The sequence below is a fragment of the Nocardia asiatica NBRC 100129 genome, from assembly GCF_000308415.1.
In the GTDB taxonomy this organism is placed as follows: Bacteria; Actinomycetota; Actinomycetes; order Mycobacteriales; family Mycobacteriaceae; genus Nocardia; species Nocardia asiatica.
The window spans coordinates 14,303-38,341 of sequence record NZ_BAFS01000472.1; the positions used below are offsets into that span (position 1 = coordinate 14,303).

Annotated in this window: 22 protein-coding genes; 7 read left to right on the forward strand and 15 right to left on the reverse strand. The window is 67.7% G+C overall.

Features of this window, described 5'->3' with window-relative positions:
* Positions 1 to 18 precede the first annotated feature (18 nt).
* Positions 19 to 2,919: a UPF0182 family protein gene (locus tag ON27_RS38100; RefSeq protein ID WP_043738785.1), complete on the forward strand. Its 2,901-nt coding sequence runs from the start codon at positions 19 to 21 to the stop codon at positions 2,917 to 2,919.
* Between the two features lie 36 nt (positions 2,920 to 2,955).
* Here ON27_RS38100 and ON27_RS38105 read toward each other — a convergent pair whose 3' ends face one another.
* The 6 genes from ON27_RS38105 to ON27_RS38130 all read right to left on the reverse strand — a co-directional run bounded on the left by ON27_RS38105 (position 2,956) and on the right by ON27_RS38130 (position 7,978).
* Positions 2,956 to 3,537: a DUF2165 domain-containing protein gene (locus ON27_RS38105; protein ID WP_051047518.1), complete on the reverse strand. Its 582-nt coding sequence runs from the start codon at positions 3,535 to 3,537 to the stop codon at positions 2,956 to 2,958.
* Between the two features lie 193 nt (positions 3,538 to 3,730).
* Positions 3,731 to 4,603: an alpha/beta fold hydrolase gene (locus ON27_RS38110; RefSeq protein ID WP_043738787.1), complete on the reverse strand. Its 873-nt coding sequence runs from the start codon at positions 4,601 to 4,603 to the stop codon at positions 3,731 to 3,733.
* 162 nt (positions 4,604 to 4,765) lie between these two features.
* Positions 4,766 to 5,281, reverse strand: coding sequence for a peptide-methionine (S)-S-oxide reductase MsrA (gene msrA / locus ON27_RS38115; protein ID WP_043738788.1), 516 nt, complete (start codon positions 5,279 to 5,281; stop codon positions 4,766 to 4,768).
* On the reverse strand, positions 5,278 to 5,733 hold the full coding sequence (gene msrB, locus ON27_RS38120; RefSeq protein ID WP_043738789.1) for a peptide-methionine (R)-S-oxide reductase MsrB: 456 nt from the start codon (positions 5,731 to 5,733) through the stop codon (positions 5,278 to 5,280). The genes msrA and msrB overlap by 4 nt, the downstream gene beginning before the upstream one ends.
* Before the next feature lie 146 nt (positions 5,734 to 5,879).
* A complete protein-coding gene (locus ON27_RS38125) occupies positions 5,880 to 7,040 on the reverse strand; it encodes a hypothetical protein (RefSeq protein WP_043738790.1) in 1,161 nt (386 codons plus the stop codon).
* Between the two features lie 11 nt (positions 7,041 to 7,051).
* Positions 7,052 to 7,978 (reverse strand): metal-dependent hydrolase, encoded by a 927-nt coding sequence (locus ON27_RS38130; RefSeq protein WP_043738791.1) that lies wholly within the window; start codon positions 7,976 to 7,978, stop codon positions 7,052 to 7,054.
* 239 nt (positions 7,979 to 8,217) lie between these two features.
* On the opposite strand from ON27_RS38130, the gene ON27_RS38135 reads away from it, so the two are divergent.
* Positions 8,218 to 8,838: a TetR/AcrR family transcriptional regulator gene (locus ON27_RS38135; protein ID WP_043738792.1), complete on the forward strand. Its 621-nt coding sequence runs from the start codon at positions 8,218 to 8,220 to the stop codon at positions 8,836 to 8,838.
* 91 nt (positions 8,839 to 8,929) lie between these two features.
* On the opposite strand, the gene ON27_RS38140 is transcribed toward ON27_RS38135, so the two are convergent.
* A complete protein-coding gene (locus ON27_RS38140) occupies positions 8,930 to 9,316 on the reverse strand; it encodes a nitroreductase/quinone reductase family protein (RefSeq protein WP_280412153.1) in 387 nt (128 codons plus the stop codon).
* 216 nt (positions 9,317 to 9,532) lie between these two features.
* On the opposite strand from ON27_RS38140, the gene ON27_RS38145 reads away from it, so the two are divergent.
* Positions 9,533 to 10,756, forward strand: a complete 1,224-nt coding sequence (locus tag ON27_RS38145; protein WP_157227940.1) for a cytochrome P450 family protein — start codon at positions 9,533 to 9,535, stop codon at positions 10,754 to 10,756.
* A 9-nt stretch (positions 10,757 to 10,765) separates the two neighbouring features.
* Here ON27_RS38145 and ON27_RS38150 read toward each other — a convergent pair whose 3' ends face one another.
* Positions 10,766 to 11,422: a maleylpyruvate isomerase N-terminal domain-containing protein gene (locus tag ON27_RS38150; protein WP_043738793.1), complete on the reverse strand. Its 657-nt coding sequence runs from the start codon at positions 11,420 to 11,422 to the stop codon at positions 10,766 to 10,768.
* A 161-nt stretch (positions 11,423 to 11,583) separates the two neighbouring features.
* Between ON27_RS38150 and ON27_RS38155 the strand changes: the two genes are divergently transcribed.
* Positions 11,584 to 13,392 carry a CocE/NonD family hydrolase gene (locus tag ON27_RS38155; RefSeq protein ID WP_043738794.1) on the forward strand — a complete coding sequence of 603 codons (1,809 nt, stop codon included), beginning with the start codon at positions 11,584 to 11,586 and terminating at the stop codon, positions 13,390 to 13,392.
* A gap of 80 nt (positions 13,393 to 13,472) precedes the next feature.
* Here ON27_RS38155 and ON27_RS38160 read toward each other — a convergent pair whose 3' ends face one another.
* On the reverse strand, positions 13,473 to 14,129 hold the full coding sequence (locus ON27_RS38160) for a 2OG-Fe dioxygenase family protein (RefSeq protein WP_051047531.1): 657 nt from the start codon (positions 14,127 to 14,129) through the stop codon (positions 13,473 to 13,475).
* Between the two features lie 151 nt (positions 14,130 to 14,280).
* Positions 14,281 to 15,075 carry an SDR family NAD(P)-dependent oxidoreductase gene (locus ON27_RS38165; protein ID WP_043738799.1) on the reverse strand — a complete coding sequence of 265 codons (795 nt, stop codon included), beginning with the start codon at positions 15,073 to 15,075 and terminating at the stop codon, positions 14,281 to 14,283.
* Positions 15,076 to 15,190: 115 nt separating this feature from the next.
* Here ON27_RS38165 and ON27_RS38170 point away from each other — a divergent pair, with 115 nt between their 5' ends.
* Positions 15,191 to 15,874 carry a TetR/AcrR family transcriptional regulator gene (locus ON27_RS38170; protein WP_043738801.1) on the forward strand — a complete coding sequence of 228 codons (684 nt, stop codon included), beginning with the start codon at positions 15,191 to 15,193 and terminating at the stop codon, positions 15,872 to 15,874.
* A 174-nt stretch (positions 15,875 to 16,048) separates the two neighbouring features.
* Positions 16,049 to 17,347 carry an FAD-binding domain-containing protein gene (locus tag ON27_RS38175; RefSeq protein ID WP_043738802.1) on the forward strand — a complete coding sequence of 433 codons (1,299 nt, stop codon included), beginning with the start codon at positions 16,049 to 16,051 and terminating at the stop codon, positions 17,345 to 17,347.
* Between the two features lie 140 nt (positions 17,348 to 17,487).
* Here ON27_RS38175 and ON27_RS38180 read toward each other — a convergent pair whose 3' ends face one another.
* Complete coding sequence (locus ON27_RS38180) at positions 17,488 to 18,378, reverse strand: manganese catalase family protein (RefSeq protein ID WP_043738803.1); 891 nt, start codon at positions 18,376 to 18,378, stop codon at positions 17,488 to 17,490.
* A 273-nt stretch (positions 18,379 to 18,651) separates the two neighbouring features.
* Complete coding sequence (locus ON27_RS38185; protein ID WP_043738804.1) at positions 18,652 to 19,731, reverse strand: NAD-dependent epimerase/dehydratase family protein; 1,080 nt, start codon at positions 19,729 to 19,731, stop codon at positions 18,652 to 18,654.
* Positions 19,732 to 20,081: 350 nt separating this feature from the next.
* On the opposite strand from ON27_RS38185, the gene ON27_RS38190 reads away from it, so the two are divergent.
* A complete protein-coding gene (locus tag ON27_RS38190; RefSeq protein WP_051047520.1) occupies positions 20,082 to 20,909 on the forward strand; it encodes an SDR family oxidoreductase in 828 nt (275 codons plus the stop codon).
* 68 nt (positions 20,910 to 20,977) lie between these two features.
* Here ON27_RS38190 and ON27_RS38195 read toward each other — a convergent pair whose 3' ends face one another.
* The 3 genes from ON27_RS38195 to ON27_RS38205 form a co-directional block, all read right to left on the reverse strand.
* Positions 20,978 to 22,327, reverse strand: a complete 1,350-nt coding sequence (locus tag ON27_RS38195) for a family 1 glycosylhydrolase (protein ID WP_043738805.1) — start codon at positions 22,325 to 22,327, stop codon at positions 20,978 to 20,980.
* Between the two features lie 94 nt (positions 22,328 to 22,421).
* On the reverse strand, positions 22,422 to 23,003 hold the full coding sequence (locus ON27_RS38200; RefSeq protein WP_043738806.1) for a TerD family protein: 582 nt from the start codon (positions 23,001 to 23,003) through the stop codon (positions 22,422 to 22,424).
* A gap of 103 nt (positions 23,004 to 23,106) precedes the next feature.
* Positions 23,107 to 24,030, reverse strand: a complete 924-nt coding sequence (locus tag ON27_RS38205) for a phytoene/squalene synthase family protein (RefSeq protein ID WP_043738856.1) — start codon at positions 24,028 to 24,030, stop codon at positions 23,107 to 23,109.
* Positions 24,031 to 24,039 lie beyond the last annotated feature (9 nt).

Consider the following 24,039-nt stretch of genomic DNA (forward strand, 5'->3'; position numbering starts at 1 on the left):
CAGCCGCGGGAGCGGGAGATGAGCGCACGCGACGGCCCCAGCCTGCGGCGGTTGCATCGCAGCACTCGAGTGCTGGTGATCGCCGCCACGGTGTTCGTCGTGCTCATGCTCGTCGTGCCTCGCCTGATCAGGGCTTATGTCAGCTGGCTTTGGTTCGGTGAGGTCGGATTCCGCGGCGTCTGGCTCACCGCGCTGCTCACCCGGCTATCGCTGTTCCTCGTCGTCGGCCTGCTCATCGGTGCGGCCGTGCTGGCGGCGATGTGGCTCGCCTTCGCGTTCCGTCCGCCGTTCGTCCCCCATGCCGGGGAGGAGGACAGCCTCCTGCCGTATCGAGCGATGGTGTTGCGACGGCGGCGGCGATTCGGGGTGGGCATCGCCGCCACGCTCGGCGTAATCTGCGGCCTGATCGCGCAGTCGAGCTGGATGCGGGTCCAACTGTTCCGCCATGGCGGGTCCTTCGGTGTGACGGACCCCCAGTTCGGCCACGACGTCGGGTTCTTCGTCTTCGACCTGCCGTTCTACCGGCTCGTCGTCAACTGGTTGTTCGCGGCCGTCGTGCTCGCGTTTCTCGTCTGTCTCGCGACGCACTACCTGTTCGGGGGGTTGCGTCTGCCCGGAAAGGCGGGCGGTGTGACGCATGCGGCCCGCGTCCAACTAGCGGTACTGGCAGGCGCGTTCATCCTCTTGAAGGCCGTGGCCTACTGGCTCGACCGGTACTCGCTGCTCGCGAGCCGCAGCAAGGAGCCCACTTTCGCGGGCCCGGGCTACACGGACATCAACGCCGTGCTGCCGGCTCGCTTGATCCTGTTCGCCATCGCGGTCATCTGCGCGGTGGCGGTATTCGCCGCCGTCGTCGTGCGGGACCTGCGCATTCCGGCGATGGCCGCCGCGCTTCTGCTGCTGTCGTCGATCCTGGTGGGAGCAGTGTGGCCGTTGGCCGTGGAGCAGTTGTCCGTCCGCCCGAATGCCGCCGACATGGAGCGCGTCTATATCGAACGCAATATCGCGGCGACGCGCCAGGCGTACGGCATCGGCAGCGATCGGGTCGAGTACCAGCCGTATCCCGGGGTGGGCAGCAAGCCGCCGACCGAGGTACCGGCGGACGCCACCACGATCGCGAACATGCGTCTGCTCGACCCCAACGTGCTCTCGCGAACGTTCACCCAGCAGCAACAGCTGAAGAACTTCTACAGTTTCCCGCCGCATCTGGACCTGGATCGCTACCGCGTCGGTGGGCAACTGCGCGACTACGTGGTCGCGGCGCGGGAGCTGACTCCGAGCGCGCTGAGCGGCAACCAGCGCCACTGGGTCAACCGGCACACCGTCTACACCCACGGCAACGGGTTCGTCGCCGCACCCGCCAACCGCGTCAACGCGGCCGTCCGTGAGGCCGCCGGTGATGCCGCCAGCAGCAACAGCGGATACCCGATCTATGCGGTCAGTGACATAGCCTCGCAGGCATCCGGGAACCAGGTGATCCGGGTGGATCAGCCCCGTATCTACTTCGGGGAAGTGATCGCGGGCGCCGAGCCGGACTACGCCATCGTCGGCGGCGGCGCCGAACCCCGGGAGTACGATACCGACGCCAGCAAGTACACCTACACGGGTGCGGGGGGCGTCTCCATCGGGAACTGGCTCAATCGGTTCGCCTTCGCGGTGACCTACACCGAACGCAACATCATCTTCTCCAAGGCGATCGGCCCCGAGTCGAAGATCATCTTCAATCGCGATCCGCGCCACCGCGTCGAACTGGTCGCGCCGTGGTTGACCACCGACAACAATCCCTACCCGGCGGTGGTGGACGGGCGGATCGTCTGGATCGTCGACGCCTACACCGCCATCGACGGCTACCCCTACGCCAAGCGCAGCTCGCTCGAAGCGCTCGAGCCGGGCGATACCCGCCGCGGCTCCCCGCGCCAGGTGTCCTACGTGCGGAATTCGGTCAAAGCCACGGTCGACGCGTACGACGGCACCGTCACCCTGTATCAACTCGACCGGCAGGACCCGGTATTGGCGGCGTGGATGAAGGTCTTCCCCGGTACGGTCGAACCAGAGGAGTCGATCACCCCGGAACTGCGCGCCCACTTCCGCTACCCGGAGGACCTGTTCACGATCCAGCGCGAGATGCTCGCCAAATACCACGTGGACGAACCGCGCGAATTCTTCACCACCAACGCGTTCTGGTCGGTGCCCAGCGACCCCACGGTGGAGACCAACCCGCACCAGCCGCCGTTCTATGTCCTGCTCGGCGGCCAGGACACCGCCGAGCCGTCGTTCCGGTTGTCGAGCGCGATGGTCGGCTACAACCGGGAATTCCTCTCCGCCTACGTGTCCGCGCACTCCGACCCCGCGAACTACGGGAAGCTCAGCGTCTTGCAGCTGCCCACCGACACGCTCACCCAGGGGCCGCAGCAGATCCAGAACTCGATGATCTCCGACACCAGAGTGGCCTCCGAGCGAACCCTGCTGGAGCGATCGAACCGCATCCAGTACGGCAACCTGCTCACGCTGCCGATCGCCGACGGCGGGGTGCTCTACGTCGAGCCGCTTTTCACCGAGCGGATCTCGACCACACCGAACGCCTCGACGTTCCCCCAGCTGGCGCGGGTGCTGGTGAGCTACCGCGAACCCGGGACCGGCGGCGTCCTCGTCGGCTACGCGCCGACCCTCGCCGAGGCGCTCGACCAGGTCTTCGGCCCCGGCACCGGCCGGCTCGCCACGCCGCCGGGCGGCGGCCCCGGCGTTCCGCTGCCCCCGGGCCAGCAGCCGGCCGCCCCGCAGCCCGCGCCTGCTCCGGCGGAAGCCGCGCCGCAGGATCAGGCGAAAATCGCCGAACTCAACGCGCAGATCGACGAGATCCGCGCCGCGCTCGAACGTCTCCAGAAGCAGCTGAACGAACTCGACCGCAACGGCCGCTGACGCTCGCGTCGTCGATCCGCGGAATCGCGCCTGCTCCTACTTCGAGTCAATTGCCGCCGAGACACTTTCGGAGGCGGCGGTGGTCGGGGAGTCGGGCAGGTGAACGAGAATCAACCCGACACCGGCGATCAAGAAGTTCTGCAACGCGGCCGACGACGCATTCACGTCGTCGTTCGCCCACATGCGGAACCATTCGCCGGCGACGGTCAGGAACCCGCCCGCGAACAGCAGCACCGCCATGGTCCAGCCCAGGCTCGACAGCTTGACGGCTACATCGACACCGGCTCGCAGCCGGCGCGGCCGTCCGGTCAGTACCCGGCCCCACACGCCCGCGGCGGCCAGCAGCGCGAAAGCGATCAGGAACTCCCAGATCACCACCAGGATGTAGGCGACGAGCGCGACATTGCCGCTGGTGATCGCGCGCCAGTCGGTGCCGGGATGATGAATCGTCGCCTTCATCGACAGCACGGCGGCCACACCGTTGCGGTTGGTGTCGGTGTCCACACAGTTGGTGAACGCGACGAACAGGTAGTAGAAGCCGGTGATGGCGGCCAGCGTCGCCACCGCCATCCGCCGGCTACCCAGCACGTCGAGAACCTTTGTGCCGCTGCGCGTCATCTGCCTACCTCGGATCGACTGGCGTGAATGTCCGGACATTCGGGCGCCGACGATCATATCGGTCACCGACCATGTCTCCTCCCCACAGCGGGGAGCCGAGGTTGAGCCCGAGGTGACACGAGAAGCTCGTTACCGCAACATGTTCAGAGGTCGGACGGAACTTCGATGTCCAGCGCTGAGACCTCGAACGGCATCAGATGTTGCCGTCGAGCACCTCGCGGAGTTCGGCTGCGAAAGCCTCCGGCTGGCCCGCGTACCCGAACTCTCCGTCGAGGAAGCCGCCGTGGTGGCTGGGGAACACGGTCGCCTGCTGACCGAGCAGCGCGGCGGTCGCGGCGGCCGTACGTCCGGTGAACGTGCCCGCGGACTCCTCGCCCACGGCGACCACCACCCGAGTCGGCGCCGCGGTGAGCGCGGCCGCGTCCGGCAGATAGTCGCTGACCGCCCAGGATCGGTCCGACAGCAGCGGGTCGTCGCGGGTACCGTCGTCCTCGGTCGGCATGCCGAACAGCGCCGGGTCCGCGGCGGGCTGGGCGAAGTAGTCGTCGGTGAACTCGCCTTGCCATGACGTCATGGCGATGAAGGCCGCCATGCCCGCACCGAAACCTTTGGCCTCGTAGGCGTCGCGCACGTCGGCGCGGGCGCGCTCGGCTGCCGCGGCGTCGGGAAGCACCGGGATGAGCGGCGGCTCGTGGGCCACCAGCGTGACCAGGTCGTCCGGGTAGGCGGCCACGAGCGCGAGCGCGGTGACCGCGCCGCCGCTGCTGGCGAACATCTCCACCGGCCCGGCGCCGAGCGCTTCGATCACAGCGTGCACGTCCCGCGCCTGCACTTCGGGCGTATGGTCGACGCGGCCGTCTTTCCGTGTGCTGCGGCCGAGGCCGCGCGGGTCGTAGGTGACCACGGTGCGATCCGGGAAGTGCGCGGCCAGCGCCCGGAAGCCGCCGGCGTCCATCGGCTGGCCGATCAGCAGCAGTGGCGGGCGTCCCGTGGCGGTGGGCAGCGGTCCGTGCACGTCGTAGGCGATATCGGCGCCGGGTGTCTCGAGCAGATGGGTCGTCGTCATACCACTGTCGACGGCGTCCGCGCCGGAAACTCATCGGACCGTTCCGGGTTCGACATCCGCGGAGGGCACCGAACGCGACGACTGCGCCACCTGGCATGGTGGCGCAGTCGCTCCGACAGCTCGACGGGGTATCGGGCGCGTCCCCGCCGAGCTCACCAGGTCCTACTGTGCGGTGGCCTGCCGCTTCGGCAGTTTCCATCCGGGACGCGGGAAGTGGCAGGTGTAGCCGTCCGGGTAGCGCAGCAGGTAGTCCTGATGCTCGGGCTCGGCTTCCCAGAACTCGCTGGCGGGAGTCACCTCGGTGACCACCTTGCCCGGCCACAGGCCCGAGGCATCCACGTCGGCGATGGTGTCGATCGCCACACGCTTCTGGTCCTCATCGAGGTAGAAGATCGCCGAACGGTAGCTGGTTCCGATGTCGTTGCCCTGCCGGTCCTTCGTCGTCGGATCGTGGATCTGGAAGAAGAATTCCAGCAGTTCCCGGTAGTCCGTCCGGGCCGGGTCGTAGACGATCTCCACCGCCTCCGCATGCCCGGGGTGATTGCGATAGGTGGGGTGGTCGTTGCGGCCACCGGTGTAGCCGACGCGTGTCGACACCACCCCTGGTTGCTTGCGGATCAGGTCCTGCACGCCCCAGAAGCATCCACCGGCCAGAACGGCCTTCCGCGTGTCGGTCACGCCTCCTCCTTCGCGAAGAGAGTCCTGTACTGCCCGTATCCTTCCGCCTCGAGGTCGTCGAGGTGGATGAATCGCAGCGCTTTCGAATTGATGCAGTACCGCAGGCCGCCCGCCGCGCGGGGGCCGTCGGTGAACACGTGCCCGAGATGGCTGTCCCCGTGCGCCGAACGCACCTCGGTGCGGACCATCAGATGGCTGAAGTCCCGCTTCTCGACCACGTGCGCGGCATCGATCGGTTTGGTGAAACTGGGCCATCCCGTGCCACTGTCGAACTTGTCGACCGAGGCGAACAACGGCTCGCCCGACACCACGTCGACGTAGATACCCGGCTCGTGGTTGTCCCAGTACTCGCCCGTGAACGCCCGCTCGGTGCCGTTCTCCTGAGTGACGTGGTACTGCTCAGGCGACAGCGCGGCGACCGCCGCGGGATTCCGGTTGTACTCCCGTGCCACATGACCTCCTCATATCGGCCCCACGTACAACCCGTTCGACGGCTCGGAAAATCCCGGCCGAGCCGGGCGTCACACCCCGGTCGAGCCGATCTCGCCCCGCGGTAGCCGGGCCACCCGTCACCGGCGGCGTGGCCGCTCGCCACCAGCTACGTCGTGGGACTGGCAGCTGTTTGCTGCTCAGCAGGGACAGCGCCGTTCTCCGCCGTCTTGCGTGGCACCGTGTATACGGCGATCACGCACAAGATCGCGACGGCGAAGCAGGCGAGGGTGTACCAGAGATTTCCGATCGGGTCCCCTTCGCTCGTCCTGCCGTCGACGGCCCCGAAGAAATCGGGCAACGCGGTCACCCACAGGAAAGCCATCACGCACAGGTACACCACGCTGTAGCCGCGGACGAAGTCGTTGGTGTAAGGCGTGGTGTCCGGGTCGCTCCGCCGCAGCCGCAGCCATTGGCGGGTGAGTACCAGGACGGCGACGATAGTGACGACGACCAGTTCGGCGGCGTAGAGGACGCCGCGCACGGTGGTGCTACCCATGCCGAACACGGTTGCGGGAATGGGCAATACGGCGGTGCCCAGCGATGCGAGCACGCCGATGACGACGGTGCGCCAGACCAATTGCGCACCGGAGAACGCCTGCCCCTGGTCGACGTGGCGGCCGACGAACAATTGGACGCAGAACGCGAGCGACATCGGCCACAGCGCGGCGAACACGACCACGCTCGGAAGCGGCACCGAATCGAACATCGGTTGGTTGATCGGATTGTCGATCGACCATTCCCACCACCGCAACTGCGGGCCGAGGTGATCGAAGATCTCATAGAAGGCGTGGTGGACGAAGCCCACGCAAGCGGATCCGACGAGCACCCCGTACCGGCGGAAGACGCCGAGGATTCTGACCGTCTCGAAGGCCAGCGTGGCCATGAACGGGTAGATCGCGACGATGTAGAGCGGTAACCGGCCCCACAGGAATTCGACGGTGAACAGGTTGTGCGCGAACATCGTGTCGACGTGCGCGTCGATGCCGAAGGCCGCGGGAAAATACAGCGGCGGTTCGATGATGAACAGGTACGCGGTCGCGCCGAACCAGAGCACCAGGTTGGTGGGGTCCGCGTGGCGGCGCAAGCGCACGATCGCGTAGCAGAGCGCGAGTACCGCGCCCAGGACGATCGTGACCTCGAGGACGGGCAGCGTCCAGTTCTCCAACGCGAAGGGGTTGCGTACCTCGACGAGTCCGCCTGCCTCCTCGCACGTGAAGCCGAGCTCTGTCGCGAGCTGATCGAAAGTCGGTGCGCAATGATCTGCCATCGGTCCGGCTCCTAAGGTGTGACCGTGCCGGCGGTGTACCAGTGCGAGACGTCGTAGCCGGCGTCGTAGCGCTGGAACCACACGTCCGCGAGTGCGGGCAGTTTCTCGTGGTCCGGGTTGTGCTTGGGCAACTGGCTGCGAACGACGCCGACCAGGGCCACGAGCTGCTCACGGAGGGGGAGGTGGTCGAAGGCGCGCGGCATCGGGCCGTTGTCCTCCGCGTGCAGGAAGGGCAACCGCCTGCGCAGCTTCTGCATGCGCCGATAGGACGCGAACATCGATAGCGCGTCGACCTTTCGCTCCTCCAGCGGCACATGCTTGTTGAAGCCCGCGCAGGCCAGCCTGATCACCTTCATCACGTGCCGGAAGATCGACGGCGCCATGCGCATCCGGTACACGTCGCTTCCCACCACGGAATCGAAGATGATGAGCGCGGAACTGCGATGCTCCACTTCTTCGACGAAATGCCAGATGAACAGCGACGCGACCCGGTCGTCTCCCGGCCGGAACAAGGTCGAATCGTTGTCGAGCATCAGTTTGAACACCGGGGTGAAGGTCGCCTCCAGGTCGGCGGTGTAGGCCAGCCGGTATTCGACCGGAGTCTGCACCGTGAGGCGGTCGAATTCCGCGATCACTTCGTTGAGCGTCTCCTGCAATCCCGGGTATCGCCGGATCAGGCCGTTGGCGTGCTGGCGATGGGCGGTGGAGTGCTGCCCTTCCTGCCGCACGAACGCGTCGGCTTCCTCCGCGACCGCCGGATCCGTGATCAGGGGCATGGCCTCGCGGATCATGTTGACGATCATCTTCTCGAAGCCGATCGCCAGGAAGGACACCGCGTTGGCCATCGACGAGAAGGCCGGATTCTCCTCGTTCCACAGGAAGGGCACGTCGTAGTCGGCGAATGCGAAGCGCATCTTCCGGACTTGAAGATCGGTCACTGGGCTGTACCTCGTCTTTCGGAATCGAACCGGGCCGGCGGCATCGCTCGACGCCACCGAGCCGCGTTGGACGTGATCATACATACAACGGTCGATGTGTATGATAAGAATCGACGCTCGATCCGCGGAACGGGCGACGGCGCCGCCCTGTGATACCGTCGAGCCCTTGATCCGGATGGTCGGCAGGCTTCCCATCAGGGGATTCGCGAGCTACAGGCCAGGAGTCGAGGAAGCGGGCAGTGGCAGGAAGGCGCGGGTGGGGCGGTAGTCCGCCGAAAGACGACGAGGAAGCGTCTCGTCGCATAGTCGCCGCCGCCGTCGAGCTGATCGGCCGGACCGGTTCGGAGATCAGCATCGCCGACGTCGCCGAGTCGCTGGGCGTCATCCGTCAGACGGTGTACCGGTATTTCCCCAGCGCCGACGCGCTGATGACGGCCGCGGCGATGGCGTCGGTCGACGGTTTCCTCGATCGGCTGACCCGGCACGTCAGCGGTATGGAAGACGCGGTGGAAGCGATGACCGAGGGCGTCGTGTACACCCTGGCCGAGGTGCGCCGGACACCCCATCTGGGCATTCTGCTGTCGAGCACCTACTCGAACGTCCACCCCGAAAGCCTCACCTCCGAAGAGGCGCAAGCTTTCGGGATGACGATGATCAAACGATTCGACGTCGATTGGGAGCGCTACGGGTACGACGACGAATCGCTGCACGAACTCGTGGAATACGTGCTGCGCACGATGCAGTCGTTCTTCATCTCCCCGGGGAATCCGCCGCGCGGGGAAGACGACCTTCGGCGGTATCTACGGCGCTGGATGGGCGCCGCGATCATCGCCCAGTTGAAACCGTCCGCCAGCGTCTAGCGGCTCGTCGCGGTACGGATCACGGCAGCGACCATGAGCAGGGCGACGCGGTCAGGTCAGTAGCCGGTATCCGTTGACATCGAAACGGCGATCAGCTCGCGTCGTCCAGCCGCACCTTCACGAAGACGCGGCCGCGTTCGTCGCGCTGCGCTACCGCGTGCCCGCGCCGATCCGCGCCGTCGAGGTGCAGCGTGATCGGGCCGCCCTCGTCCGTGAAGTTCCGCCACCAGCTCTTCTTGTCCGGCATGGCGACGCCGATGACGAGCTCGTCCCCCTTGCGCCAGTAGTTGACCGGCGTGCTGAACGTCCGCCCGGACCGCCGCCCCACATACGTGATCACCACGAATCCCTTGCCCAGCAGCTTCCCGAGCAGCGGCACGTCGAGCAGGGCGACCACCCCGCCGTTCACCGCTCGCACGGTACGCCCCAGCACCGTCTTCAGCGCCACATCTTCCTCCCGGCCGTCCCGCGGACACATCCAACACCGCCACCCTATCCGCCACGGTGTCGATCGGCCCGTCCAAGCCCGCGCCCGTGCAGGCCGGCCGGTTCGAAATTTCCGTTTTGCGACAGTCGAGTTCGGGTTGGAGGCAGGATCCGGCCGTTGCTCGGCCCGTCGGCCGATCTCGCCCTGATACTCGTGCACGACCGTCGTCACGACGGCTGGAAGGCTCACGCGCAGAAGGGAATCCCCATGACAACCAGCCTGCCCGCATTCCCCGCCCCGAACGAGGAACTGCTGGACACCTGCATCCGGCTCCGGGAGATCGCGCCGGTGGTCGAGGTGGAGTTTCCCGGCGGCGTGCCCGCCTATCTGGCGCTGACACACGAGGCGGTGCGCGAGATCCTCGCCGGGGACAACAAGACCTTCGCCCGAGACCCGAAGCACTGGCCCGCCCTGTACGACGGTTCCATTCCGGAGGATTGGCCCTTGCGCGCCATCGTGCAGGGCGATCACCTGTCCACCAAGGACGGCGCCGACCATCGGCGGCTCCGGGGCCTGATCAGCAAAGCGTTCACCCCGGGCCGGGTGCAGGCGCTGGAGCCGCGTATCCAAGCGATCATCGACGGGCTGCTGGACCAGGTCGTGGCCGCGGGCGACGGTGTGGACCTGGTGCCCACCTTCACCGAGGCGTTGCCGATGGCGGTGATCTGCGAATTGTTCGGCGTGCCCGAATCGGAACGGGAGCGGCTGCGGCGCTGGACCGCGACGCTGTTGGCGCACACCACCCCGCCGGAAGAGGCATTCGCGACGCAGAACGCGCTGATGGGGTATCTCTACGAACTGACCGACCGCAAGCAGCGCGAGCCGGGCGACGATTTGACCTCGGGGCTGGTGCAGGCCCGCGACGAAGGCGACAAGCTCACGACCGAAGAACTGGTCGCCGTTCTGTGGATCATGCTGGTCGCCGGTCACGAGACCACGGTGCACATGCTCGGGAACGCCATCCTGGCGCTGTCGCGGCACCCCGAACAGCTCGCGCTGGCCAAGGCCGAGGACCGCTGGGCAGACGTCGTGGAAGAGACTGTCCGATACCGTCATTCGGTGATGATGACCAGCTGGCGGTTCACGCTGACCGAGGTCACGGTGGCGGGCGTGACCGTGCCCAAGGGCAGCGCGGTCGGCGTGGCCTATCAGGCGTGCGGAATCGACCCGGCGGAATACGGCGAGACCGCGAACGAGTTCGACATCACCCGCGAGCAGCGGGGCGGACATCTCGGTTTCGGCCACGGCCCGCGTTACTGCATCGGCGCCGGGCTGGCGCGTCTGGAGGGGCGGCTCGCGCTGGCCTCCCTGTATCGGCGGCTGCCGGATCTCGAACTCGCCACCGACCCGGAGGGTATCCCGTACTCGCCGTCGTTCTTCACCATCGGCCCGCTGTCGGTGCCGGTCAAGCTGGGCGTCGAGAAGCGGTAAGGGTCCGGCTCACCCGAGGACGAACGGGAGTCGCGCGGCCAGCTCGTCCAGTTCGGCCTTCTCCGTGTCGGTCGGCGGACGTCGGCCGGTGCCGACCAGCAGCGCGTCGGTGTCGGAGAACGACGCGGGGAAGGCGACCCCGGCGATCTTCTCCAGCAGTTCGCGCGACCGGGCAAGCCCCTCCGCGGGCGGCTCGTCCACGACCGGGAGGTGCGCGACCAGGTCGAGGTGATGCAAGGTGCTCTCCAAGACGTACGCGCACAGGTAGTCGCCCGCGGTGAGCACCTCGTCGCGGGTGCCGACGCGGCGGCCGGGGTCGGCGAGTGCGGCCGCGCGCCCGGCTGCCGAGCCGACGTCGTCGAAGTGGATTTTGAGCAGCCGTGGCTCCTGGTACGCGGCGGCGAGCCGCACGATCAGCGCGTCGAGCGGGTCGTCGCCGGTCGGCGCGGTATCGGCGACCTCCCAGTAGGTCACCGCGTCGCGCGTGGGTTCGGCCTCGGTGGGGGTCACGAGGGTGATCAGGACGTCCTGAGCATCGATGATCAGATGGCACACCAGATCGCGCACGAGCCAGCCGGTACAGCCCGACGGCTGCGCGAAATCCGCGTCCGAAAGGCCGGCGACCGCCGAGCACAACGCTGCCCAAGAGCGTGAGAAGTGATCCACGGCCGGGAAGCTAGCAGCGCGCGCGACCCTTCGCAGCGTTTTCGCTGGTCATCGGCCTGTTGCGAATGAAGAACACATCGGGTGATCCGGGGACAGGCTGTTGCATGTCGTGTCAAGCTCCTGCTCGTCCGCAGTTCCGGAGTAACTGGCAGGAAGGATCGATGACGCCGATGTCGCAAGGAGATTCGATCGTCGGGACCACGTCCGCACAGCTCGCCCGGATTTCCGCCGAGGGGGTCTGGGACGCGCAGGGGCAGGTCCGCCCGGAAGCAGTGCAGTTCGCGTCGAACTTGGTGACCGCGGTGCGCGAGCGCGGTGGCGAAGGACTGGTTCCCACCGAGGTGGCGGACCTGGTGAGTCGAGCGCTGAGGGTGGCCGTCCCGACGTTTCCGCGGATCGAGGCGTCCGACGGGATCGGGCTGTCGGCGCACATGCTGCGGCAGACCACCGACGAGCCGTGCCCGCTGGTGGTCTTTCCCGCCGGGTGGACGCCCGTGGGCTGGCCGTTGTTCGAGTACGCCTACCTCACCCTCGCGGTCCGGGGCTATCACGTACTGGCCTACACGCCACGCGGCATCGGCTGGTCGGTTCTGCCGGGGACGAACCTGCCGTGGTTCGGCACGTCCGAAGGCACCGTGGACGTCGCCGGTCCGAAGGACCGGGAGGACGGCTCGACCGTCCTGGAGTACGCGATAGAGGCGCTCGCCCCCAGCGGCGTCGCCTTCATGGGCGAGTCGTACGGTTCGGGCATCAGTCAGCTGGTGGCCGCGCACGACGAGGACGTCGACGTCGTCGTCGCGCTCAGTACCTGGGGCAATCTCGCGACCAGCCTGTACGACAACGGCACCCGCCATGTGCGGGCCGTCCAGGCGCTGATCGGCCTCACCGGCGGTGAGCTGACGGACAAGTTCGATCAGAGAGCGCAGGAGATCCTCGCCAAGTTCGACGAGGGCAAGGACATGGATCCGGTCGTCGACTGGGGGACCGAGCGCTCGCCGGAAAGCTACATCGGCACCCGCAGGATTCCGACCTTCTTCTCCAACACCTGGCACGAGGGGCTGTTCCCGGTGAACGAGATGCTGGAGACCTTCGAGAAGCTACCCCGGCCCAAACGGTTGAACATGTGGATCGGCGATCACGCGGCGCCGGAAGGGCCCGGCTTGATCGCGCCCCCCGCGCCGGGAGCCGGGCCGAACGTGCCGCTGCTGGAGGCGTACGCGTGGCTCGATCACCACCTGAAAGGCGAGGACAACGGCGTCGACGCTTGGCCGGAGATCAGCAATCAGGTGATGTTCACCTACGTGACCACTCCCGGGTCCGGGGACGGAAACGTGATCATCGAACCCGCGCGGCGCGAGGAGAAGGCTTCGTGGGGCGACGTCACCACCGACACCGAGTCGCTGACCCTGACCGACACGCGCGAGGGTGGCGACGGTGCGTTGATCGCCGATGTCACGTCTGGTTGGGAGCGTGAATTCACGGTGGGCGAGCTGCCCGAGATCGTCGCCATGGACAAGCTCATGACGACCGGTCAGGAGGAATGGGCCGGCAATCCCAGGATCTACCGGACCGACGAGATCGACCGCGGTCATGCCCTGGTCTGGACGACGGGGCCGCTGCTCGCTGTGCGCGGTGGGGTGGCCCGGCAGATCCGCGGCATTCCCAGGTTGCAGCTGACCGTCGACAGCACCGACGACTGTGCGACGGTGGTGGCCTACCTGCTCGACGTCGATGAGCACGGTTCGGCGCGGATCATCACCCACGAGCCGAAAACCGTCGAGTCGAGCATGCCCGCCACCGTGGCCTGGGAGTTGCAGGCGGCCGCCTACGATGTGCCGGACGGCCACCGGTTGATGCTGGTCGTCGACGGCATGGATCCCCTCTACTCCAGCGTCAACACGGTCGGAGCGAGAATCACCATCAGTTCGCCGCAGGGCGCTCCGTGCTGCCTCGAGTTGCCGCTCGGTTGATCGCCGCGCGTGGCCCGGATCCGGCGACGGGCCCGAGCCACGTCACGATCGATGGATCGAGAACGGCTGATCCACCTCATTCAGCCCGGCGCGAAGGTCACCACCAGGACATCGCGATAGGCGGGGTGGGTCGGGTCCATCGGACGTATGGGGGAGACGCTGTGCAAGGTGCGGCGGTCGTCGCCGAGCAGTAGCGTTCCGGGCCGGTGCAGCGTGGTGCGCAGCAGCCGTCTTCCGCTCGGATCGAACACCGAGCTGGCGCCGCCCACAGCGTTCTGCCTGCCCACCAGAAGTGACGACACCAAGGTGACACCGTCTCGGTGCCTGCCTTCCGGTGTGGGCGAGCCGGTCGTGTCCGCCGAGGCGATCACCCGGAAGGGATGGACCTTCGCACTCCACTTCGGCGGGTCGTCCAATGCCGTCGCCAATCGCGCGAGCAGCCGCAACACCGCCCGGAACACAGGGTCGGCCACGAAGGCGTCCGTCAGCGGCTCGAACCTACGATCGACGCCTACGTAGAGCGGGTTGCTGTTCTCCGGCTGCACGAACGAATTCTGCGGTCGCAGCCCGATCGGCCCGTCGGGGTCGGTGAGCGAGAAGTGACCGTATCGGCGCAGCCTGCACGTACCACGGGCGCCGGCGTAGATGTCCGTGCTCAACTCGTCCCAATGCCGTCGGAAGCGGTCCCAGTCCGCTGTCGCCACGCCGAGGCGAGATGTCGTGACGGCGGCGGGCATGAGGTGCACGCCGTCGCGGGACAATGCGAGGCGTGCTGCTTCGACCGCCTGCTCGCTGCGTGGGAGGGCAGTCCGCGTATCCGCTGCTGCCGCGGTAGAAATCCGCTTCACTGGTGGTCCGCCTTCCTCCGATCGCTAGGGACTCGGTCGGTCAACCGGCCTTGGATTCGGTGGGCGCGGAGAGGATGCGATTGGCCCTGGCCTTGATCGAGTCGGGCAGCACATGGTTGGCCAAGCCGAAGGCCTTGGAGAACAACGACGCGGCGAAGATTTGCGGCCGGTCGCTGAGCAAGGCCGAGACACCTTGGCGGGCGACTTCGGCGGGGTCGTCCTTGGGCAGTCGCCCGATCCGGGTGCCGAGCATCCCGGCGCGGCGGAAGAAGTCGGTTTCGGTGGGGCCGGGGAGCAGAGCGGTCACCGTGATGTCGGTGTCGCGCAGTTCTTCGCGCAGCGCCTTGGCGAAGGACTGAATGAAGGATTTGGACGCGTTGTACACCGCTTGCCGGGCGCCCGGCATCGTGGCGGCGATAGAGGAGGTGAACAGCAGTTTGCCCTCGCCGCGCTCGACCATGTCGCGCAGCACGAGTTTGGCCAGGTGCACCGTCGAGCGGACGTCGAGGTCGATGACGGCGAGTTCGTCGTCGAGGTCGGTCTCCGTGAACGCGCCGCCACGGCCGACTCCCGCGTTCAGCGCGACGGCAACGGGCTTTCGCCCGTTCTCGGTGGCCGCCCGGTACAACTGTTCGACTCCGTCCGCCGTGCGCAGGTCGACCTGCACCGGCCGCACCTCGTGCCGCGGGTCGTGCAGCGCGGCGGCGGCGGTCTTGATGGCGTCGTCCTCCGCGGTGACCACGACGTCGTAGCCGTGCTCGAGGAACTGCCGGGCCAGTTCGAAGCCGATACCGCTGGACGCCCCGGTGACGAGTGCTAGGGGTTTCTCGGTCATGTGCTGCGGCTACCCATTGCCGCGGCACCCATACCCGCTATCGTGCGTCGAGCCTTCAGCGCTCATCCGGGCCTGGACGCGGAGCCGGGACGCGGTCGCTCGGTAGTCTGCAGGGGTGTCCGCCGCGCCCGCCGACGCTGACGCACCGCTCGTGCCGGTGCGCAACGGCGTGTTCTTCACCCTCCCGGAGGCGCTGCCCCGCGGCAGGCACAATCTGGCTCGGGAGCAGGTGATGGCCGCGCAGCGGGAGCGACTGCTCGCCGCCGTGACCGAACTGCTGGCCGCTCGCGGCTACGCCGGGTTCGGCCCCGCCGACATCGCGAAACGTGCCGGGGTCTCGCTGGCGGCCTTCTACGACGCGTTCGCGAACAAGGACGAGTGCGTATTCGCGGGTTACGACCGCTTCATCCAAGTACTGCTGACGCAACTGACCGCGGCACGGATGGCGGGCCGGGACCGCCGGTCCATCGTTGCCGACGCGCTCGGACAGTACCTGGGCACTCTGCAGAACGACCTGGTGGTCGCCCGCGCCTACCAGGTGGAGATCGACGCGCTGGGGCCCGCCGTGCGCGAGCGCAGGCGGAAGTCGCTGCGACTGTTCGCCGCATACATCCGCGAGCTGGTGCGCAGCGCGAGCGGGAATCGGCTACCGGCGCTGTCGGTCACGGCTTATGTGGGCGTGGTGTACGCGGTGCGTCAACTCACCGCCGACGCGCTCGACGAGTCGAAGGAGCCGGACCTGACCGCGCTGAGCGCCGACCTCGAGCCGTGGCTCACCGATCTCTTCCGCGAGCGCTGACGCAGGCCCGCGGCCGCAACGCCCGCTTGACACGACAGCTGCCGTCCAGCAGCATTGGCGTAAATTTTGTTACTCCGATACCCGCCTCGGCCGTGGTGGTTACCGCAGCCGAATGTCCGATAACCGCCGTCGCGATCCGCTCGACGGATGCCAGTCGTCGAAAATGACCATCGAATGGCCGTAACAATCGCACTTTTCACCCGTGACCTGCGTGTCAATGACAACCCGGTTCTGTTGGCCGCCGTGCGCGAGGGCGCCGCGGTGGTTCCGCTCTTCGTGGTCGACGACCGCATCGTCGGCAGCTCCCGCCCCGCGGGCAATCAACTTCGATTCCTGTCCGCCGCGCTGGCCGAACTCGACGCCGAACTCCGCTGCGCGGGAGGGCAACTGGTGATCCGGCACGGAGACTATGTCGACGCGGTGGACAAGGTGGCGGCGCAGGTGCACGCCGACACTGTCCATGTCGCCGAAGACGTCACCTGGTACGGCCGATGCCGGGCGCGGGCTCTGCGCGAACGGCTGGCCCGGCGCAGCTGCCTGGTGCACACCCATCCCGCGACCGTCACGGCCGTGGATGCCGCCCATAGCGCCCAGCCCGGTCGCGACGACCTGATACCGGACTTCGCGACATACTTCCGCCGGTGGCTGGAGGCTCCCAAACGGCTCCCGCTGGACAAACCCGAGGAGTTGATCGTCCCGCGCGTCGACAGCGATCCCGTGCCCAAGTTCGACGAACTCGGCGATGCGGCGGTGTCACCGCAGCTGGCCGTCGGCGGCGAGATCACCGGCCGCGCCCTGTGGCGGGGCTGCACCGCGGGCCAGAAACAGGCCCTCGGCCGAGCCCGCGGCGACCTCACCCGGGAGGGATTCTCCCGGCTGTCGCCGTACCTGCATTTCGGCTGCCTTTCCGCGGCCGAAATGGTGTACCGCGCCGACATGGCGACGGCGGACGGACGCGCCTTCGTCCGCCTGCTCGCCCGGCGCGACTTCCATCTCCAGTTCCTCGCCGCCCGCGCCGACATCGCGCGGTCCGACGATCGTCACCGTGGGCGACGGGCGCACGACCCGATCGTGGTCGGCGCCTGGCGGGACGGCCGCACCGGATACCCGATCGTCGACGCGGGCATGCGGCAACTGGCCGCACAGGGATGGATGCCCGAGCGCGCCCGGGTGATCGCCGCCAGTTTCCTCACCACGACGCTGCACGTGGACTGGCGCGTCGGCGCCGACCATTTCCGTCGCTGGCTGCTCGACGCCGACGCCGCGAGCAACCGCTTCACCTGGCAGCAGGTGGGGCGGCTCGATCCGCGAGCCGCGGGCCGGGCCGAACGTTACGATCCCGAGGGAAACTACGTGCGACGCTGGATACCGGAACTGGCTTCGCTGCCCGGTTCGGAAATCCATCGTCCGTGGCGCCACAGTGTGCCGACCTCGATATATCCCGCCCCCATAGCGGATACCGGCCGTAATTGACGGGCCGGTGGCGCGATTCGTCGGAATGCTGTCGGTAGCGCAGCGGCGAAACTGTCCGCCGTCGGCTGTCGACACCCGCGGCGCGCGGCTGGTGCCGCCGCGCGCCGCCCGTCGACGGCTCGGCCATCAGACCGCGATGGTCAGTCCGGTATGTGCGATTCGTGGGTGAACGGTTTGCTGCCCTGGACCGCGGGCTCGCCCGCCGGGTTGGTCTCGGCACCGTGATTCACACGGTCGTCGGATTCGAGCCATTCGGTGACCGGATTGTCGATGTAGCGCCACTCCGTCCCCGTGGGCCATGGGCCCTGCCCCTCGTTCCACGGGCCGCGGGCGCTCGCCGCGCCGTTGGACATGTTGAACGCGACGTTCTGGAACCGGTCGTCGCCGGGCAGCGCGCCCGGCGGGAAATTGACCGGCAATTCGTTCAACGCCGCGGTGAACTGCTGGAAATGCGCGATCTCGCGGGTCATCAGGAACGAAAGCGTGTCCTGCACACCCGGGTCGTCGGTGAACTGCTTGAGATACTCGTAGACGATCTTGGCGCGTGACTCGGCTGCCAGGTTGCTGCGCAAGTCGACCGAAGGCTCCCCGTTGGCGTCGACGTAGGAGCCCGACCACGGCACGCCCGCGGCGTCCTTGACGACGGGCCCGCCGCCGCTGAGCGCGAAGTACAGCGGATTCACCGCGACCTGATGGATCACCTGGTCACGTCCCTCGGATGTGCCCACCACCGGCATCCAGTCGCACCGCTCGTTGGCTTGCTTGAGATCGTCGTTGAGCCCGTCGAGCAACATGGTGATCATGGCGCCGACGATTTCCAGGTGACTCAATTCCTCGGTGGCGATGTCCATGAAAAGGTCGTAGGTTTTCGGATGCTTGCCACGCAGCATGAATGCCTGGTTGAAATATTGCATGGCGGCCTTCAATTCGCCGTTGGCGCCGCCGAACTGTTCTTGCAGCAGGGTCGCGAAACGCGGATCGGGACGGTCCACGCGAACCTCGAACTGGAGATCCTTGTTGTGTGTGAACATCGCTCTCCTTACCAGTATGGTCGGCCGTTCGAATGCCTTGCCACCCGGCGATTCGGCATCCGTGCCGACGACGTCCGAACCACGCTGTTCGGCCCGGCGGCAGCAGTTCCGGTGTGGACTGCCATAGCTGCGCCTCCAGCGCGTTTTCGTGCCTTACCCAGCGCAGGACGAGAAAGAGATGCGGTACTTGATTCGGTGGCGACGATACGGGCTCCAATAGCCGGTCGTTCGCAACGACACGAAGTGCCACCGGGCGACGGTCCTTCCTCGCGGCTACGGGCGATCGCGCCGATGCATGCCGCGGGGACGTTGGCTCTGGTGCGACGGGCGGCCGACCTCGATCCGCCGGGCGGGCGCCAGGGGCGGGCTGTGGCCGGTCTGTCCGGCACGCAGCGCGGACACCAGTTCCGCGCACACCTCGTCCGCGCCGAAGCGGGGCGCCCAGCCGAGCTCGCGCCGCGCCTTGGCGGAGTCGATCAGGGACGCGCGGTCGGCGAGCGCGAGCCATGCCGGATGCAGGGGTTGCAGGCCGCTGCGCCATCCCGGCCAGGCGACGGCGTCGAGCGCCCACCGCGGGGTCGGTAGGAGGAAACCCCCGAAGATCGTCGCGAGCGCGTCCGCGCGCAGGCACGGCTCGGCGGATAGGTTGAACGCTCCCTCCGCACGACGGCGCACTATCTGCCGGATCGCGGCGGCCACATCGCTGCTGTGCACCAGTTGCAGCCGGAACTCCCGCCACAGCGGCACGGGCAGCAAGCGCCGGCCCAGCAGCCGCCGGGGCAACCACGGCGGCAGGATCCAGTCCGCGAGTTCGGCGGCGGCCTCGGTCCCGGCGATGCCGCAGGGCCGGATTCGAGCGGTGCGGATTCCGGGGTGGTCGGCCTCGAAGCAGTCCAATCGCGTCTCCAGCTCCGCCTTGGCGATGCTGTACGCACTCCCGGACACGCCCGAGGTCCGCCATTCCTCGGAAATCCGGCGCCACCGCTCGGCGGGGGTGTAGGCGGCACACGAGGAGGCTACGACGAGCTGGGGGACCGCCGTCTCCACGACGGCGCGCAGCACGTTCTCCGTGCCGGTGCGGTTGGTTCTGCGCATCGGCGGGTCCCCGCGCCGCGGATGGATCGCCCACGCCAAATGGACCACGGCGTCGGCGCCCGCGCACGCGGCGCGCAGCGGCTCGACCGCGTCGTCGGTTCCGATGTCGCGGACGATCCAGTGGGCGGCCGAATAGGGCTCGTACGCGAGATCCGGTGCGCGGCGGGCTATTCCGACGATCTCGCATCCGTCTGCGCGTAGCGCGCGCAGCAACGCCGTTCCGACGTTGCCAGTGGCGCCCGTGACGACCACCTTCATGTGTCACGCCGCTCGGGCCCGGGTGCGCCGAAGGGCATGATCTCGCGGCGCACGCCATGCCTGGGAACCGACGCAGCGCGAGGACCCCTGAGGTGCTCGGCAGCCAGGATCGGGCGCCTTCCCCGGACCCGAGGTGGTCCTGGCGCAGGTGTGGCGCCCGGCGGTGCAGCCACGGGGTCGCACCACCGAGAGGTATCCACAGTCATGTCCCGCCTCCTCTCGGCTCGTTCCAGGCCGGGTACCCGAAATCGCCGCTCATATCGTGGTGGGATGTTTCGAGTCCATCGCGCGGAGCGTGGCCGGGGCCTGGGGCGGGGTGTGGTCTGTGCCCGTCCGGGTAGTCGCGGAACATGGCTACTACAGCTCCACTTCCGGAAGAACGGGCAGGCGCTCCGCGGCGAGCCGTGGTGACCGGAGGCGACTCCGGCATCGGTGCGGCGATCGCGGTCGCGTTGGCCGCGGGCGGGACCGATGTCGGGTTGACGTTCCGCAGTGACGAGCAGGGTGCGCGCGACACCGCGGCGCAGGTGCGCGAACAGGGCAGAACCGCCGCCGTGCGCCGCCTCGACCTGGCGAATCCGTCGACCGCCCGCACGGTCATCGATGAACTGGCCGACGAACTGGGCGGCCTCGATGTCCTGGTGAACTGTGCGGGCACGGGGTCGGCGCAGAAGGTCATGGACATGGACTTCGACACCTGGCGGCAGGTGCTGTCGGTCGATCTCGACGGCGCGTTCGTCTGTGCGCAGCGCGCCGCCGAACACATGATCGCCGCGGGGGAGGGCGGCCGGATCGTCAACATCACCAGCGTGCACGAACACGCTCCGCGAGTCGGCGCCGCGCCGTATTGCGCCGCCAAAGCGGGCCTCGGAGCGCTGACGAAAGTGCTGGCACTGGAACTCGCTGAACACGACATCACCGTCAATTCGGTGGCGCCGGGGGAGATCTCGACGCCGATGACCGGACAGGAAGACGCCGATCCGCGTGAGCAGCACCGCCCCGGCGTGCCACTGGGACGAACCGGCCACGCCAAGGAGGTCGCCGCCGTAGTGGCGTTCTTGGCCACCCCGGCGGCGAGCTATATCACCGGGGCGTCATATGTCGTGGACGGCGGCATGCTTCTCATGGGCCCGCAGGCGAGCACCCTGCTGTCCGACGAGAAATGGCGCACCCCGTAGGACACCGCCATCTCTCGCCGCTCGGGCAGCGCACCGAGTCGTGAAAACGTCGGCGAGCGGTGCAGCTGCTATCTGTCCGCTACCGGGGTCGTGCAGCTGGCCGGAGGGTCGACGAACAGGCAGATGGCCGGGCCGCGAGTGGGACGGTAGTTGTCGGGGACGCCGCCCGCGGCGATGATCTGGGTGTAGGCGCCGACGGCGTCGGTGGGGCGGCGGGTGAGGGTGGGGTCGGTGCGCACGTCCACCGTGTAGAGGCCGAATCGTGGGGTGTAGCTGCCCCATTCGTAATTGTCGGTGAGGCTCCAGTAGTTGTAGCCCATGAGGTTCATGCCGTCGGCCTTGGCGCGCTGGAGCCAATAGACGGTGTCGCGCAGGTGATCGCCGCGGGCGTAGCCGTCGGCGCGGGGACGGCCGTTCTCGGTGGGCATGCCGTTCTCGACCACGTAGAGCGGCTTGCCCGGAAAGCGGCGCGAATAGAATTGCAGCGCGTAATAGATGCCCTCGGTGCGCAGCGGCAGCTCCCAGATCTGCGGCCCCGGCAGGTTCGGCATCGCCGAGCCGCTGGCCCGCACGATGGACTCGATCAGCGACTGAGCCGGATCGTAGGCGAAATAGTAGTCGACGCCGACATAGTCGAGCCGGTCGCCGATGCGGTCGACCAGCGGACCGTTGACCTGGGCCTCGGAGCCGGCCACATAGCCGACATTGCTGGTCACCTGGGCGCCCGGCTGCCGCGAATGGATGTGGTCGTAGATGGCGTTGTGCGCCTGCGCGACTCGCTCCAGCATCTCTGCGGCGTCGGCGGCGCCGCGGCGCACCTCGTGCATGATGTAGGCGACCGGCTCGTTGATGGTGACCCACAACGGATTACGGGACGCGTAGCGGTCGACGACGTTGCGCATATTGGCCAGCCAGTCCTCGACCATCCGCGGATTACGCCATCCGCCGCGGTCCACGGCCCAGCCGGGGTAGACCCAGTGGTCGAGAGTGAGCATGGGGCGCATCCCGGCCCGCTCGACGCTCGCGATGACCGCGTCGTAGAAGCGGAACGCGCCCTCGTCCCACACCCCCGGCGCGGGTTGCAGTCGCGCCCATTCGATCCCGATCCGGAACACCTGCGTGCCGAGCCCGGCCGCGAGCTGGATGTCCGAGTCGTACCGGTTGTAGAAGTCGACCGAATCGCGCAGTTCGTCGTAGCCCGGGTTCGCGGCGACGTACCGCGTCCAATTGCTGTCGGGCGCATGGCCTTCGGACTGGAATCCCGAAGTCGAGACGCCCCAGAGGAAGTCCGAGCCCAGCGGCGGCGGGCCTGCGACCGGCTGGATCAGCGGGTCGGCCGTGGCGTGAGCGGCCAGCAGCAACGTGGATGCCGCGGCGGCGAGCGCGGCCAGGACGTACCGACGGAACCGAGATCGCATCCGCCCAGGGTAGCCGCGCTCGTCGGGCGCGTGTCGAAATCCGCGCATCAGGGCGATTCGAAGACGTGGACAGCCGACGCCGAACGCACCGTGGCTACTGCATCGCGAAACGCAGCAGTGCTTGCATGTCACCCTGCTTGATCTTGCCTTGGCGGTTGAGGACTTCCAGCTGCCACTGATCGCCGTTGCGGAAGGCGCGGGCGACCGCGTTGGCGTTGTCGGTGCCCAGCAGCGAGGGCCAGATATCGGCGACCTGCTGACTGTTGCCGCCGGTCGCGTCGTAGATCTTGAAGGAGATGTTGTTCGCCTTCTCGAAAGAGCTGCCCTTCTTGAACGCGGCGGCGACGAAGATGATCGCGGTGATCGCGGTGGGGACGTCGGCGAAGGTGACGTGGATGGTCTCGTCGTCGCCGGAAGCGGCGCCGGTCTGCTCGTCACCGGTGTGCGCGACCGCGCCGTTGCCCAAGGGGTCCAGCGAATCCAGGCCGGCGAAGCGCACCGGGTCGTTGCCCTGCATGAGGATGGCGATCAGATCGAGATCGACACCTTTCTTGCGGCGCGCCCAGCCGAGTGCACCGCCGCTCGTGCCGGAGGACGGATCCCAGCTCACCCCCACACTCAACTTCGAGATACCTGCGAGGTCTGCGGCACCGTCTTCTTTTCTGAGCGTAATCACGACATCAGGATACTGATGGTTTCCGGTCGCGCTGGCCGAGAAACCAGTTCGCGCCCGCGAGGCGAGCAGCCCGCGGGATACGTCACCGTTCCCGCCGCAACCGTCACCGATTCACTCGGCGCGCCCACCATGCTTTGGCGAGTCCGGCAGCCCCGACCCGGGCCCGCCGCCGGTTGGGCACGGTGGCGCGATGGTGGAACACGGCGAAGTCGCTGTCCTCGATGCGGTCGAGGATTTCGGAGTACAGCGTCGCCGCCGTCGCGACACACGGGCGCGAGCGACCGTGCAGCAGAGCGGTTCCGGCGTCGGCGAAGCGGTAGATGTCGCGAGTGAGCGCGCATTGGGCCGCCAGTGCCCGGCGGACCCGGGGTTCGGTGCGCTGCCGAGCCAGGCACCAGTGCATGAGGTCGCGATCGACGCCGCAAGCGGCCAATTCGTCGGCGGGTAGGTACACCCGGTCGCGCAGCAGGTCTTCGCCGACATCGCGCAGGAAGTTGGTCAGTTGGAACGCCTTGCCGAGTGCGGCGGCATAGGGTGCGGCCTCCGTCGCGCAGGCGGTCCCCAACACCGGCAGGAGCTGCAATCCGATCACTTCGGCCGAACCGTAGATGTAAGTGTCGAGCGCGGCGCGGTCGGGATAGTCGGTCACGGTCAGATCCATCTGCATCGATGCGAGGAAAGCGTCGAACAGGGCTGCGGGGATGCGATAGCGATCAGCGGTGTCGAGAACCGCGGGCAGGACAGCGTCGGCACTGGCCTGGCGCTCGCGCAAACATGCTGCGAGAGCGTCCAGTTGCCGAGCTCTTTCCGCGGTGCCGCGCTGCGGGGCGAACTCGTCGAGTATGTCGTCGGCTCGCCGTGCGAATCCGTACAAGGCGTGCACAGCGGGGCGTTGATCGGCAGCGAGCAATCGGGTCGCCAGGAAGAAGGTCTTCCCATGGCGCGCGTTGAGCTGCCTGCAGTACCGGTAGGACCGGTGCAATTGCGGTTCGCTGATCCGGGGGGTGCCGAGGGCGGTACGAGTCATCTCGATTCC